This is a genomic window from Kosakonia sp. SOY2, assembly GCF_027109175.1.
Lineage (GTDB): Bacteria > Pseudomonadota > Gammaproteobacteria > Enterobacterales > Enterobacteriaceae > Kosakonia.
Window position 1 is genome coordinate 323235 of record NZ_JAPVXH010000003.1, and the last position, 14205, is coordinate 337439.

13 protein-coding genes are annotated in these 14205 nt (G+C 54.8%); 3 read left to right on the forward strand and 10 right to left on the reverse strand.

From position 1 onward, the window contains the following. Positions 1 to 5: 5 nt before the first annotated feature. The 4 genes from gntT to gntX all read right to left on the reverse strand — a co-directional run bounded on the left by gntT (position 6) and on the right by gntX (position 3000). Positions 6 to 1322 carry a gluconate transporter gene (gene gntT / locus O3S68_RS18350; RefSeq protein WP_020455560.1) on the reverse strand — a complete coding sequence of 439 codons (1317 nt, stop codon included), beginning with the start codon at positions 1320 to 1322 and terminating at the stop codon, positions 6 to 8. Positions 1323 to 1325: 3 nt separating this feature from the next. Continuing rightward, positions 1326 to 1547, reverse strand: coding sequence for a hypothetical protein (locus O3S68_RS18355; protein ID WP_147271695.1), 222 nt, complete (start codon positions 1545 to 1547; stop codon positions 1326 to 1328). A gap of 135 nt (positions 1548 to 1682) precedes the next feature. After that, positions 1683 to 2258 (reverse strand): Fe-S biogenesis protein NfuA, encoded by a 576-nt coding sequence (gene nfuA / locus O3S68_RS18360; protein ID WP_017459535.1) that lies wholly within the window; start codon positions 2256 to 2258, stop codon positions 1683 to 1685. 58 nt (positions 2259 to 2316) lie between these two features. Then, positions 2317 to 3000 (reverse strand): DNA utilization protein GntX, encoded by a 684-nt coding sequence (gntX, locus tag O3S68_RS18365; protein ID WP_269232161.1) that lies wholly within the window; start codon positions 2998 to 3000, stop codon positions 2317 to 2319. 38 nt (positions 3001 to 3038) lie between these two features. Here gntX and bioH point away from each other — a divergent pair, with 38 nt between their 5' ends. Beyond that, the gene (gene bioH, locus O3S68_RS18370; protein WP_020455558.1) at positions 3039 to 3812 is read left to right on the forward strand and encodes a pimeloyl-ACP methyl ester esterase BioH; all 774 of its coding nucleotides are present in this window, start codon (positions 3039 to 3041) and stop codon (positions 3810 to 3812) included. Here the strand turns inward: bioH and feoC are convergent. From feoC to greB, 5 genes are all read right to left on the reverse strand, one after another. Then, positions 3809 to 4048 (reverse strand): [Fe-S]-dependent transcriptional repressor FeoC, encoded by a 240-nt coding sequence (gene feoC / locus O3S68_RS18375; protein WP_269232162.1) that lies wholly within the window; start codon positions 4046 to 4048, stop codon positions 3809 to 3811. The two genes, bioH and feoC, sit on opposite strands and share 4 nt — an antisense overlap. 12 nt (positions 4049 to 4060) lie before the next feature. After that, complete coding sequence (gene feoB, locus O3S68_RS18380; protein ID WP_269232163.1) at positions 4061 to 6379, reverse strand: Fe(2+) transporter permease subunit FeoB; 2319 nt, start codon at positions 6377 to 6379, stop codon at positions 4061 to 4063. A gap of 33 nt (positions 6380 to 6412) precedes the next feature. Continuing rightward, a complete protein-coding gene (feoA, locus tag O3S68_RS18385) occupies positions 6413 to 6640 on the reverse strand; it encodes a ferrous iron transporter A (protein ID WP_017459530.1) in 228 nt (75 codons plus the stop codon). Between the two features lie 493 nt (positions 6641 to 7133). Next, complete coding sequence (locus tag O3S68_RS18390; RefSeq protein ID WP_269232164.1) at positions 7134 to 9473, reverse strand: Tex family protein; 2340 nt, start codon at positions 9471 to 9473, stop codon at positions 7134 to 7136. A gap of 95 nt (positions 9474 to 9568) precedes the next feature. Further along, positions 9569 to 10042 (reverse strand): transcription elongation factor GreB, encoded by a 474-nt coding sequence (greB, locus tag O3S68_RS18395; RefSeq protein WP_017459528.1) that lies wholly within the window; start codon positions 10040 to 10042, stop codon positions 9569 to 9571. A gap of 227 nt (positions 10043 to 10269) precedes the next feature. On the opposite strand from greB, the gene ompR reads away from it, so the two are divergent. Continuing rightward, entirely contained in the window at positions 10270 to 10989 is a 720-nt protein-coding gene (gene ompR, locus O3S68_RS18400) for an osmolarity response regulator transcription factor OmpR (protein ID WP_001157751.1), read from the forward strand. Continuing rightward, the gene (envZ, locus tag O3S68_RS18405) at positions 10986 to 12338 is read left to right on the forward strand and encodes a two-component system sensor histidine kinase EnvZ (RefSeq protein WP_017459527.1); all 1353 of its coding nucleotides are present in this window, start codon (positions 10986 to 10988) and stop codon (positions 12336 to 12338) included. The genes ompR and envZ overlap by 4 nt, the downstream gene beginning before the upstream one ends. A gap of 45 nt (positions 12339 to 12383) precedes the next feature. On the opposite strand, the gene pckA is transcribed toward envZ, so the two are convergent. Continuing rightward, positions 12384 to 14003 carry a phosphoenolpyruvate carboxykinase (ATP) gene (pckA, locus tag O3S68_RS18410; protein ID WP_160268457.1) on the reverse strand — a complete coding sequence of 540 codons (1620 nt, stop codon included), beginning with the start codon at positions 14001 to 14003 and terminating at the stop codon, positions 12384 to 12386. Positions 14004 to 14205: the final 202 nt, after the last annotated feature.

The following is a 14205-nucleotide window of genomic DNA, read 5'->3' on the forward strand; positions in this document are numbered from 1 at the left end:
CTGAATTAAACCACCATGCCCAGCAGCAGGCAGCCAACCAGACCGCACACGGAAATGATGGTTTCCAGCGCCGACCAGGAGCGCATGGTCTCGCCGATGGTCAGGTTGAAATACTCTTTGAACAGCCAGAAACCCGGATCGTTAACGTGAGAGAAAATCACGCTACCGGAACCGACTGCAATCACCATCAACTCCGGGCTTACGCCGGTGGTGGCAATCAACGGCGCCGCAATACCACCTGCGGTGATTGCCGCAACGGTGGCGGAACCCAGCGCGATACGCAGCACTGCGGCAATTGACCACGCCATAAACAGCGGGGAGAGATTGGTGGAATGCATCATTGAAGCGATGTATTTATCGACGCCGCTATCAACCAGAACCTGTTTGAACGCACCACCACCACCGATGATCAGCAGCATCATGGCAATGATTTTGATGGAGCTGGTCAGCGTTTCGTTGATGTCGTCCATCGAACGGCCACGGTTCAGGCCGAAGGTGAATACCGCAATCAGCACCGCAATCATGGTTGCCATGACCGGGTCGCCGAAGAATTCAGCGTAAGGCAGCAGCGCATGGCCTTTCGGCAGCAGCATTTCTGCTACCGCGCGCAGTGCCATCAGGATCACCGGTACCAGCGATGTCCAGACGCTGACGCCAAAGCCCGGCATCTCTTCTTCGGTGAAGGTTTTCGCGTTGTAGAGACCATCCGGGATCGGTTTATCAATGCTTTTCAGGAAACGGGCATAGACCGGGCCAGCAAGGATAACGGTTGGGATACCGAGCAGTGTTCCGTAGAGCAGCGTTTTGCCCATATCCGCATGGAAAATGGTCGCAATCGCTGTTGGGCCCGGGTGTGGAGGCAGAAAGCCGTGCGTCACTGACAGTGCTGCCGCCATCGGGACACCCACATACAGCAGCGGAATACGTGCGGATGCCGCAATGGTAAACACCAGCGGCAGCAGCAGTACGAAGCCGACTTCATAAAACAGCGCGAAACCGACGGTAAAACCGGTCAGCACCACTGCCCACTGAATGTACTGGCGACCAAATTTTTCGATAAGCGTGGTGGCAATGCGCTGTGCGCCGCCGCAGTCCGCCAGCAGTTTGCCGAGCATGGCACCAAAACCCATGATCAGCGCAAGGCTGCCGAGCGTACCGCCAACACCATTTTTAATGGATTTAATAACGGCATCGAGCGGCATGCCCTGCATCATCCCCACGGCGAGCGCCACAAGGATTAGGGCGATAAATCCGTTCAGTTTGAAGCGGATCATTAACAGGAGTAAGAGAGCAACACCGATAGCGACTATGACTAATGGCATGATTTACCTGGCCTTTAATTTGTTATGGGTAACGTCAGTATTTCTGGCAGCCGCTGAAAATTCCCGAAAGAGGAAGGAGCGAGCTGCGGCACCGTTGCGGCTGACATCCATTGCTAAAAATTGTAGTCGGATGTTTTTTAAGTTGTCGGTGCTGGCAGGAATGATACGGGTAACATCCACGAAAAGAGAATCACTCTGGCGATCTAAATGTAAGATCTGAGACATGCGTCATATTAACGCCAGGAAACTAAACAGGTATGAAAAGAGAAATGTGGGCGGGGAGATACGGGTAACACACGGGTTAACGTTGTAGACCCGGCAGGCAGAACGCCGCCGGGCAATCTACAGCAGAAAGCAGGCTTAGTAGTAAGAGTGCTCGCCGCGCTGATGTTCGGTCAGATCGCGCACACCTTTCAGCTCCGGGAACTCGGTCAGCAACTGCTTTTCGATACCCTCTTTCAGCGTCACGTCGACCATGGAGCAACCGTTACAGCCACCGCCAAACTGCAGAATGGCGTAGCCTTCATCGGTGATCTCCATCAGCGAAACACGACCGCCGTGGCCGGCTAACTGCGGGTTTATTTGCGACTGCAGCAAATACTCAACGCGCTCCATCAGCGGCGCGTCGTCGGACACTTTACGCATTTTGGCGTTCGGCGCTTTCAGCGTCAGCTGGGAACCCAACTGGTCGGTGACAAAATCGATTTCCGCATCTTCCAGATACGGCGCGCTCAGCTCATCGACATAGGCAATCAGTTGTTCAAATTTCAGCGCGGTGTCGGTGGCTTCAACCGCGTCCGGCGGGCAATAAGAGACGCCACACTCAGCGTTGGGTGTGCCGGGGTTAATCACAAATACGCGGATTTGTGTCCCTTCTTCCTGATTTGCCAGCAGTTTGACAAAGTGCGCTTGGGCAGCGTCGGAAATACGGATCATAGCAATGGCCTAATAGTTGACTATTTTACTTGGTTATAATACGCCCATCATCGAGGGTCTACAAGGTTCGACACAGGCACCAGACCTGAACAGTTGCTGCGCCGCTGCGTAATAGCAGCCGGGTGATTTCCGCAACGGTGCTGCCGGTCGTGACGACATCATCCACCACGACGATATGGAGACCTGCAACGGGCAATTCAAGACGAAAGGCATTTTTCAGGTTCTGCTTGCGCAAACGGGCATTGAGTTGATGCTGCACAGGCGTTGCCCGCACCCGGCGTAGAGCGCCGGAAGAGTATGGGCATTGCAACCAATGCGCCAGCGCCCGGCACAGGAGATCGCTTTGATTAAAGCCTCTGCGCCACTGGCGACGCGCATGTAGCGGTACGCTGAAGATAATATCCGGCGCCTGCCAGTTTCCGCTGCGGCGTGCGTTTAATACGGCTAACACCAGCAGACGGGTCAGCGCGCGGGCGATTTCCAGGCGAGGCATAAATTTAAACTGCTGCACCAGCGGACTAAGCGGTGGTGCATAACGGCTGACGGCAATCAGCCGCTGCCAGGGCGGCGGTTTTTGCAGACAGCGCCCGCAGGCAATGTCGTCGCGAGCGGCGGGTAAACCGCACAAAGGGCAAACTTTTTCGCGCACTTCCATGGTGCGCGTGCAGCCGGAACAGACTCCCCACTGGCTCAGCATCAATGGCATTCGACATAGCCAGCATAAGCCTGGCACTGTTAGCATGTGCCACCTCCTTGTGTGAAAGAAGAGAACGATAGCTGATGAAGAACATCTGGTGGCAAACCAAAGGCGAAGGAAATTGTCATCTTGTGCTGCTGCACGGATGGGGGCTGAATGCGCAGGTCTGGGATTGCATTACACCGGAACTGAGTTCGCAATTTACGCTGCATTTAGTGGATCTGCCGGGCTATGGCAGAAGTGAAGGATTTGGCGCACTGGCGCTGCAACAGATGGCGGATATCGTGTTATCTCATGCGCCAAAAAAGGCGATATGGCTGGGCTGGAGCCTGGGCGGGCTGGTGGCGAGCCAGATTGCGTTGCAATCACCTGAACGCGTCAGTGCGTTGGTTACGGTTGCTTCATCTCCCTGTTTTAGCGCGCAGGGCGATTGGGCGGGTATTAAGCCTGAGGTGCTGGCCGGTTTTCAACACCAATTGAGTGAGGATTTTCAGCGTACCGTTGAGCGTTTCCTGGCATTGCAGACGCTCGGCACTGAAACCGCAAGGCAGGATGCGCGCGAGCTGAAAAACGCGGTGTTGTCGCTTCCGATGCCGCCAACGGAAGTGCTGAACGGCGGGCTGGAGATTTTAAAAACGGTAGATTTACGTGAAGCACTGAGTGGACTGACGCTGCCGTTTTTACGTATGTATGGCCGTCTTGACGGACTGGTGCCGCGTAAAATCGTTCCGTTACTGGATGATATGTGGCCGCAGAGCGAGTCGTTGATTTTCCCGAAAGCGGCACATGCGCCGTTTGTTTCCCATCCTGCCGCGTTCTGCGAGGCGTTGCTGGCGCTGAAAGCCAGGCTTGTTTAACGCAGCGCCCACCACTCGCGAGAGCAGGCGCTTTTCCCTTCCGGGCACTGCTTGCAGCTACCGGTTAAACAACCGGTAGCCTCTTCCTGAATACGCACGGCTTTACCCATGGCTTCCATGCGAGCGAGCATGGCGTCGATCATCGCGCGCGGCGTATGCAGCGCGGCGCTCAGTTGCTGAGCCTCCATCCGGCCTTGCAATGCCAACAAATCACGCACTTCAATTAACGACGTCATCGTTGTTGCTCCTTAGTGACAATCGCCCGCCGGGCTGTCGCAGCAGCTGGCGACGGTTTTACGCGTAGCCAGCAGGCTGACGTCCACCCGGCTTCTGGCGCGGCGAAGGGCGCTAATTACCACCACGTTAAACAGCAGAACCGCCAGAATACAGATCAGGCTGTAGACCGGGTGCTCGCTGAAGGTCGCCGTCTGGTAAAAGAGCGTGGCGAGCGAGTAGGCGATATTCAGCCCCCACAGCACCGAGAAGCCCATCCAGCCACGGCTGGATTCGCGGGCGATAGCGCCCATCGCGGTGATACACGGTACGTAAAGCAGCACAAAAATCAGGTAGCTGTAAGCGGCTGCCGCACTGCCGAATTTTTCGCTCATTACGCCCATGGTACCGGTCGCCATTTCGCCATCGCCTTTGCTGGCTTCGATTGGGTTAGCCAGTACGCTCAGGCTAAACGTCTCTTTCACGCTTTTCGCCGTATCTTCCAGAGCGGCAATCAGCTCACCCGTCAGGCTGAATTCCGCCGGGTTAAAGGCTTCCTGCTCAATATTTTCCGCGGTGTAAAGTGAGTTCAGCGTACCGACGACCACCTCTTTCGCCATTGCGCCCGTAACAAGACCCACGGTGGCTTGCCAGTGGTCGCCATGCACGCCAATCGGCTCCAGCAGCGGGGTAAAGACGCGGCTGACTGAGGCCAGTGCAGATTCATCAATTTTGTGTACGGTACGACCATCCAGCGAGAAGCTGTTCATCGCGCTGAGGAAAATGCTGACGATGATAATCACTTTACCCGCGCGGATGACAAAGCCTTTCAGACGCTGCCAGGTTTGCAGCAACAGGCTTTTCAGATGCGGCACGTGATACACCGGCAGTTCCATCACAAACGGTGATGCTTCGCCGCGCAGCAGCGTATGTTTCAGCACCAGACCGGTAAGGATCGCCATCACGATACCAATCACATACAGCGAGAAGACGGTGAGCGCTCCTTGCTGGCCGAAAAAGGCGGCAGCGAACACCGCGAAAATGGCCAGACGCGCACCACAGGACATAAACGGCGCCATCATGATGGTTATCAAGCGCTCACGCGGCGCGTCTAATGTGCGTGCGCCCATCACTGACGGTACGTTACAGCCGAAACCGACAATCAGCGGTACGAAAGATTTGCCCGGCAGCCCCAGCGATTGCATCAGACGATCCATCACAAACGCGGCGCGCGCCATATAACCGGAGTCCTCAAGAAAAGACATAAACAGGTACATCATGCCGAGCTGCGGCACCAGCGGCAGCACGGTATTCACGCCGCCACCAAGCCCTTGTGCGAGGAATACGGTCAGCCATTCCGGGAAGTGCAGCGTATAACCCAGCCACTGAATACCGTGAATGAAGATCGCGACTGAACCTGCGTCGAAAATCGGCTGGAACGCGCCGCCGATGTTAATCGCGAACAGGAACATCAGATACATGACGAACAAAAAGATCGGCAACCCTAAAAAGCGGTTAATGATGATGCGATCAACCGCGGCGGTGAACTGGCTTGGCTCAGCGGTGAGCGTGTTGCTGACGGTATCGCAAATCGCCGCAATCGATTGATAACGCGCATCAGCAATATGCAACGCCGGATCGTCCATTTCCGCTCCCAGGCGAGCGAGCGAGGCAGCCAGTTGCTGTTCGTTTACGCCAGAATTGGCGCGGCTGTAGATATCACCTTCCAGCATTTGCAGGCCCATCCAGCGACGTTGCTGCAACGGCACATCATCGGCCATTTGCTGCGCCAGCGCGTCTGCTTCGCGGGAAAGGGGGTGGGCGTAATGCACCAGTTCAACGTTGTCGTTGTGTTGGTGACGATCGACAGCCATTTTTAGCGCTTCAATCCCGCGACCACGCGTGGAAACCAGCGGGATCACCGGGCAGCCAAGGCGTGTGGCAAGACCATCGATATCAATACGGACTTTCTGTTTTTCCGCGATATCCAGCATGTTGAGGGCGATAATGCACGGCACGCCCAGCTCCAGCAATTGCAGCGTCAGGTAAAGGTTGCGCTCAAGATTGGAAGCATCGACCACGTTGATCACCAGATCGGCGTCACCGCTTAAAATGTAGTGGCAGGCGATTTGCTCATCGAGCGACGTTTGCGCGGAAATGGTAGTGAGCGAATAGGTGCCGGGAAGATCGACCAGCGTCACCTGGTGGTCGGTCGTGTTGAACTGTCCCTCTTTGCGCTCAACGGTTACGCCGGACCAGTTTCCCACCCGCTGACGCGCGCCGGTGAGCTGATTAAATAACGTTGTCTTGCCAGAATTAGGGTTACCAATTAAGCCAATGGTCAATTTTTTCATTTTTACTTAGCACTCTTTGTAACAACTGGCTGATTAACGAGATACCGCTTCCAGTTCAAGGAACGCGAGATCTTTTTTCCGTAACACTAAATTAACGCGGCGGGTTTCAATATGAATAGGGTCACCCAAAGGGGCGACGCGCACCACATTAAAAGAGGAGCCGGGCAACATCCCTAATGACAGAAGTTTCTGTCGCCAGGCCGGACTTATTTCTTGGGAGAAACCGGTAATTTTCCACGCACTGTCTGGAGAGAATTGCATAGAGCCTACTTATTTACGCTGCGAGCCAAGAGTTTCCACGCGCCGTCTGGCGCACTGTTCATCATCGAAGGAGTGGAGAAATAATCTACTGATCCAATGATAATGAGAATAGTTTTTATCATCAATCATAAAAATGCGTTTGCCGGGGGCAGAAATGAGAATTTGATTCTCTTTTGACGTAGCTCAAAAATTTGTTGGGTTGTGTATTACCAGCGCAAAACGAGAAAATATTACCGCCAGGTTAAAAAGGTAATTTTTATTTTACAAAGTTAATTCGCGTTTAATGTTTGTAATATGCGCCGCGCAAGGAAAATAACGCCGCTGCCGATTGCGTAATTAAATACAGGTAGTGATTAGTTAATAATTTTGAATAGTAAATAACAGCTGAAATAACGAGTTAATTGCTTTTCGTTCATCATTTGACAGATTTAATCTGGACTTTTTCGAACGTGTTTGCAAAAAATACCCCTCCCGGTGAAGGGAGGGGTAAAGATTAACGTTTTTTACCCATTGCCGCAGCGAGTGCATCCATCATTGCACTGTTGCCACCTGGCGGGTTGTCGCGACCGCGTGGCGCTTTCGCCGGACGAGCCGAGTTGCGGTTCGCGTTATCGCGATTGCCCGTGTTGCCGCTTCCTCGACGGGAATTGGTCTCGCCTGGCTGTTCGTCCAGACGCATGGTCAACGCGATTCGTTTGCGCTGTAAATCCACTTCCAGCACTTTGACCTTCACGATATCGCCCGCTTTCACCACGGTATGCGGATCTTCGACGAACTTATCCGCCAGCGATGAAATATGCACCAGACCATCCTGATGCACGCCGATATCAACGAAGGCGCCAAAGTTCGTCACATTGGTGACCGCGCCTTCAAGCACCATGCCCGGTAGCAGGTCATTCATCGTTTCCACGCCTTCGGCAAAGGTCGCGGTTTTAAACTCCGGACGCGGATCGCGGCCTGGTTTTTCCAGCTCTTTGATAATGTCGGTGACCGTCGGTACACCAAACTGCTCATCGGTAAAATCGCTGGCTTTCAGCTTGCGCAACTCCGCGCTATTGCCCATCAGATCGCGCAGTGACTGCTCGGTTGCCGCCAGAATACGTTCAACCACCGGGTAGGTTTCCGGGTGAACGGTGGAGGCGTCCAGCGGGTTGTCGCCGTGGTTAATACGCAGGAAGCCCGCGCACTGCTCAAAGGCTTTCGGCCCCAGACGGCTCACTTTCAGCAACTGCTGGCGGTTCTGGAACTGACCATTTTCATCGCGCCAGGCGACAATATTCTGCGCCATCATGCGGGTTAAACCGGCGACGCGCGTCAGCAGCGGCACAGAGGCGGTATTCAGGTCGACGCCGACGGCGTTCACGCAATCCTCCACAACTGCATCCAGTTTGCGCGCCAGTTGCGTCTGGCTGACATCGTGCTGGTACTGGCCGACACCGATAGATTTCGGATCGATTTTCACCAGCTCCGCCAGCGGGTCTTGTAACCGGCGGGCAATAGAGACCGCACCGCGCAGTGAAACATCCAGATCCGGGAATTCGAGCGCCGCCAGTTCGGAAGCGGAATAAACCGATGCGCCCGCTTCGCTGACAATCACTTTCTGCGCGGCCACGTTCGGGAACTGTTTCTGCACATCGAGGTAGAAGCGTTCTGTTTCGCGCGAGGCGGTGCCGTTACCAATCGCCACCAGTTCAACATTGTGTTTTTCACACAGCGCTGCGACGGCTACCGCCGCTTTTGCCGCTTGCCCGGTATGCGGATAGATCGTGTCGGTGGCGACCAGTTTGCCGGTGGCATCCACCACCGCGACTTTCACACCGGTACGCAAGCCCGGATCAAGACCCATCGTGGCGCGCAGCCCGGCAGGGGCGGCCATCAGCAGATCGTGCAGGTTACGGGCGAAAACATTGATGGCTTCGTCTTCAGCGCGTTCGCGCACCGTGCCCATCAGCTCCGTTTCCAGATGCATCAACACTTTGATACGCCACGTCCAGCTCACCACGCCTTTACGCCAGCTGTCCGCTGGCGCGTTGTTCAGGCGCAGGCCGAGGTGGTCGATAATAATTTGCTCGCAGTGGCTCTCTTTTGGCGGCTCATCAAACTGCGGATCGGCGTTCAGCGCCAGTTGTAGCACACCTTCGTTACGCCCGCGAAACATCGCCAGCGCGCGGTGCGAAGGAACAGTCGAAATCGGTTCGTGATGATCGAAATAGTCGCGGAATTTCGCGCCTTCATCCTCTTTGCCGCTAACCACGGTGGAGACGAGATGGGCGTTTTTCCACAAATAGTCACGCACTTTTGCCAGCAACGCGGCATCTTCCGCGAAGCGTTCCATCAGGATATAGCGCGCGCCATCGAGTACCGCTTTGCTGTCGGCGACGCCTTTGTCGGCATCGACAAACGTTGCGGCCAGTGTTTCCGGATCTTGCGACGGGTCATTCCAGAGGGAATCTGCCAGCGGTTCCAGCCCTGCTTCAATGGCGATTTGCCCGCGCGTGCGGCGTTTTGGTTTGTACGGCAGGTAGAGATCTTCAAGCTCGGTTTTGCTCAGCGTACCGTTAATGGCTTTTGCCAGCTCATCGCTGAGTTTGCCCTGTTCGCCAATCGATTTCAGAATCGCCTGGCGGCGCTCTTCCAGCTCGCGCAGATAACCAAGGCGGGTTTCGAGCTGACGCAATTGCGTGTCGTCCAGACCGCCGGTGACCTCTTTACGATAGCGCGCGATAAACGGCACTGTGTTCCCTTCATCAAGCAGGCGAACGGCGGATTCCACCTGTTCGGTTCGTGCCTGAAGTTCACCCGCAATAATGCGGCAGAGCGAATCATTCATCATGTCATTTCATCTTCTGAACAAAAATCAGGGGATAGTTATACGGACTGGCATCGCAAAATGCCAGCCGCACAGGGCTTCTCGGACGGTTCTGGGGGCTATTTCACGTATTCAATTTGATTGACGTACCAGGTTGCTTCACCGCCGGGCGTTTGCACTACCGCCACGTCGCCTTCCTCTTTCTTGAGCAGGGCGCGCGCCATCGGCGAATCGATAGAGATGTAATCTTTGCGGCCGAAAATTTCGTCATAACCCACAATGCGAAAACGCAGTGTATCGCCGTCGTCGTTTTCGATTTCCACCCAGGCGCCAAAAAAGACTTTGCCTTCCTGCTGAGGGGAGTAATCAACGATTTTGAGATTTTCCAGGCATTTGGTGAGATAGCGCACGCGGCGGTCAATCTCGCGCAGGCGCTTTTTGTTGTACTGATAATCGGCGTTTTCGCTGCGGTCGCCGAGGCTGGCCGCCCAGGTGACTTTTTTGGTGACTTCCGGGCGCTCCTGACGCCAGAGAAAATCGAGTTCCTGCTTCAGTTTTTCATAACCTTCGCGGGTAATCAGGGGCGTTTTCATTCTTGGGCCTTATTTCCGTGACGTTCTTGCCTGCACACACGTTACAAACGCGATAGTGTAAGGTGCAGATTAATCATGCTTTCTGTGATGACATATGCATATAAGCTGCTGTTAAATATGCTTTGTAACAATTTCGACTAGAATGTATACCAGATTTCGCTGGTCGTGAACGCGCACTTTTCTAGAATACGGAAACATTATTGTCGGAACCTTTGGGAGTATAAACAATGCAAGAGAATTATAAGATTCTGGTCGTGGATGACGACATGCGCCTGCGCGCATTGCTTGAGCGTTACCTTACCGAGCAGGGCTTCCAGGTTCGCAGCGTGGCTAACGCTGAGCAGATGGATCGTCTGTTAACCCGTGAATCTTTCCATTTGATGGTGCTGGATCTGATGCTGCCAGGCGAAGATGGCCTCTCTATCTGCCGCCGTTTGCGCAGCCAGAGCAACCCGATGCCGATTATTATGGTGACGGCGAAAGGCGAAGAAGTGGACCGCATTGTGGGTCTGGAAATTGGTGCCGACGATTATATTCCCAAACCGTTTAACCCGCGTGAGCTGCTGGCGCGTATTCGTGCTGTGCTGCGCCGCCAGGCGAATGAATTGCCGGGCGCGCCGTCTCAGGAAGAAGCGGTAATTGCGTTTGGTAAGTTCAAGCTGAATCTTGGTACGCGCGAAATGTTCCGCGAAGATGAACCGATGCCGCTGACCAGCGGTGAATTCGCGGTGCTGAAAGCACTGGTGAGCCATCCGCGTGAGCCATTATCGCGCGATAAGCTGATGAACCTGGCGCGCGGGCGTGAATACTCGGCGATGGAGCGTTCTATTGACGTGCAGATCTCGCGCTTGCGTCGCATGGTGGAAGAAGATCCGGCGCACCCGCGCTATATCCAGACCGTTTGGGGCCTTGGCTACGTTTTTGTACCGGACGGCTCTAAAGCATGATGCGAGTGCGTTTCTCGCCGCGCAGTTCTTTTGCCCGCACCCTGTTACTTATCGTCACCTTGCTGTTCGCCAGCCTGGTGACGACCTACCTGGTGGTGCTGAACTTCGCCATTCTGCCCAGCCTCCAGCAGTTTAATAAGGTTCTCGCCTACGAAGTGCGTATGTTGATGACCGATAAACTGCAACTGGAGGACGGCACGCAGCTGGTGGTACCTCCGGCGTTTCGCCGTGAGATTTACCGCGAGCTGGGCATTTCGCTTTACTCCAACGAGGCCGCAGAAGACGCCGGTCTGCGTTGGGCGCAGCATTACGAATTCTTAAGTCAGCAAATGGCGCAGCAGCTTGGCGGCCCGACCGAAGTGCGCGTTGAGGTGAATAAAAGCTCGCCGGTGGTGTGGCTGAAAACCTGGCTGTCGCCCAATATCTGGGTGCGCGTACCGCTGACCGAAATTCATCAGGGGGATTTCTCCCCGCTGTTCCGCTACACGCTGGCGATTATGCTGCTGGCGATAGGCGGTGCCTGGTTGTTTATCCGCATTCAGAACCGCCCGCTTGTTGACCTGGAGCACGCTGCGCTGAAGGTGGGTAAAGGGCATATTCCGCCGCCGCTGCGTGAATATGGCGCGTCGGAAGTGCGCTCGGTCACCCGAGCTTTTAACCAGATGGCCGCCGGGGTGAAACAGCTTGCCGACGATCGCACGTTATTGATGGCGGGCGTCAGCCACGATCTGCGTACGCCGCTCACGCGTATTCGCCTGGCGACGGAGATGATGGCGGAAGAAGATGGCTATCTCGCTGAATCTATTAATAAAGATATTGAAGAGTGCAACGCGATTATCGAGCAGTTTATCGATTACCTGCGTACCGGGCAGGAAATGCCGATGGAAGTGGCTGAACTGAACGCGGTGCTTGGGGAAGTCATCGCGGCAGAAAGTGGCTACGAGCGTGAAATCGATACCGGGTTGAAAGAGAGCGAGATTTTCGTGCGTATGCACCCGCTTTCCATTAAACGCGCGGTTGCCAATATGGTGGTTAACGCGGCGCGCTACGGCAATGGCTGGATCAAAGTCAGCAGCGGTACCGAGCACAATCGCGCCTGGTTCCAGGTTGAAGATGACGGCCCGGGCATCAAACCGGAGCAGCGCGAACATCTGTTCCAGCCGTTTGTCCGCGGTGACAGCGCGCGCAGCACCAGCGGTACGGGCCTGGGGCTGGCAATCGTGCAGCGTATTGTGGATAACCATAACGGCATTCTTGAATTGGGTACCAGCGAGCGGGGCGGGCTCTGTATTCGCGCCTGGCTGCCGATTCCGATTGCCCGGCTGAGCGGGCAGAATAAAGAAGCGTAAAAAAACCCGCCATCTGGCGGGTTTTGTTTCTCTTGCGTAGCCAAATTACACTTTTGGCCCGGCGCTGACTAACGCGGCACCGGCGGCGGTATCGGTGTACTTCTCGAAGTTTTCAATAAACAACGTTGCCAGCTGCGCGGCTTTCTCCTGCCACTGCTCCGCAGACGCGTAGGTATTGCGCGGGTCGAGAATGCGCGTATCTACGCCCGGCAGCGAAGTCGGGATGGCCAGGTTGAACATCGGCAGGGTAAAGGTTTCCGCATCGTCCAGCGAGCCATTAAGGATCGCGTCGATAATCGCCCGCGTATCCTTGATAGAGATGCGTTTACCGGTGCCGTTCCAGCCGGTATTGACCAGATACGCCTGCGCGCCTGACGCCTGCATTCTTTTCACCAGAACTTCCGCATATTGCGTTGGATGCAGTGATAAAAACGCGGCACCAAAACAGGCCGAGAAGGTGGGTGTCGGCTCGGTGACGCCGCGTTCGGTTCCGGCAAGTTTAGCGGTAAAACCAGAAAGGAAATGGTACTGCGTCTGGCTGGCGGTCAGGCGTGAAACCGGCGGCAGCACGCCGAACGCATCTGCCGTCAGGAAGATAACTTTCGTGGCGTGGCCTGCTTTGGAGACCGGTTTTACGATGTTCTGAATATGGTAAATCGGGTACGACACCCGGGTGTTTTCCGTTTTCGACGCATCATCATAATCAATGCTGCCGTCGGCGCGGACGCTGACATTTTCCAGCAGCGCATCGCGACGGATGGCGTGGAAGATATCCGGTTCAGCCTCTTCCGAAAGCCGAATAGTTTTGGCGTAGCAACCGCCTTCGAAGTTGAAAACGCCGTCATCATCCCAGCCGTGTTCATCGTCGCCAATCAGGCGGCGTTTCGGGTCGGTGGAGAGGGTGGTTTTGCCGGTACCGGAAAGCCCGAAGAACACGGCAACATCGCCTTTTTCACCGACGTTTGCTGAACAGTGCATCGAGGCGATGCCCTGTAACGGCAGCAGGTAGTTCATGATTGAGAACATACCTTTCTTCATCTCGCCGCCGTACCAGGTTCCGCCAATCAACTGGATGCGTTCGGTGAGATTAAAGGCGACAAAGTTTTCCGAGTTGAGACCTTGCTCTTGCCATTGCGGGTTGGTGCATTTCGCGCCATTCATCACGATAAAGTCTGGCGTAAAGCTTGCCAGCTCTTCTTCGGTCGGGCGAATGAACATGTTCTTCACGAAGTGCGCCTGCCAGGCCACTTCGGTGATAAAACGCACCGAGAGACGCGTGTCCGGGTTTGCGCCGCAAAAGGCGTCAATAATAAACAGACGCTTGCCGGAAAGCTGCCTGGTGACCAGGCCTTTTAGATGTTGCCAGACCTCAGGCGAGATCGGCTTGTTGTCGTTCTTGCCTTTGCCTTTATCGGACCACCACACGGTATCGCGGGTGGTGTCATCACGCACAATATACTTATCCTTCGGCGAACGGCCGGTAAAAATACCGGTGTCGACGGCGACAGCACCAGAATTCGTCAGCACACCACGCTCATATCCTTCCAGGTCTGGACGGAGCTCCTCCTGATACAGCGTATCGTAATCGGGGTTGTAGACGACATCCTGAACATCGTTGATACCATAAGCCTTGAGATCCTGCGGGGTTAAGCTCTTAACGCGCATGTCACTGCTCCTTAGCCAATATGTACTGCCTGAAATTGTAGGGTTGTTTTTTACCCGCTTACCGGGACGAGGCTCATAGATTTACCTAACTCGACAAACCCAGACTGACGGAAAACACTGTGATTGTGGTCACGTAACGAGACGGATTATGGCAAAAATAGTCTCATTTATGGGGTAAATGTTCCAAAAATGGCGTAAGACG